1 protein-coding gene is annotated in these 399 nt (G+C 67.7%); it reads left to right on the top strand.

Annotated elements, in window-relative coordinates; translation table 11 throughout:
• Positions 1-399 (top strand): TonB-dependent receptor domain-containing protein (locus tag SB719_RS19090; protein WP_412159594.1); only part of this gene is annotated, 399 nt, incomplete at both ends.

The raw sequence follows: 399 nt of genomic DNA on the forward strand, positions 1-399 counted from the left end.
GTTCGGCGGCTATGCCCGCGGTTTCCGCGCGCCGCCGTACAACGACGTCAACATCGGGTTCACCAATCTGCAGTTCGGCTACACGGCGATTCCCAATCCCGACCTGCGCTCGGAAACCAGCGACGGTCTCGAACTCGGATTGCGCGTCAGCACCGACGCCGTGCACGCCAGCCTGACCGCCTACCGCACCGAGTACGACGATTTCATCGAATCGACCCGGTTCGTCGGCATCGATCCGGCGACCGGGCTGATGGTCTACCAGTCGCAGAACGTCGAGGACGCGCGCATCCACGGCGCCGAGCTCAAGGCCGGCGTGGCGCTGGGGCAGATCGCGGCGTCACTCGACGGCTGGTCCCTGCGCGCCGCTGCGGCATGGTCACGGGGCGAGGACCGCACGAC

This window comes from Pantoea sp. SIMBA_079 (assembly GCF_046940275.1).
Classification (GTDB): Bacteria; Pseudomonadota; Gammaproteobacteria; order Enterobacterales; family Enterobacteriaceae; genus Pantoea; species Pantoea borealis.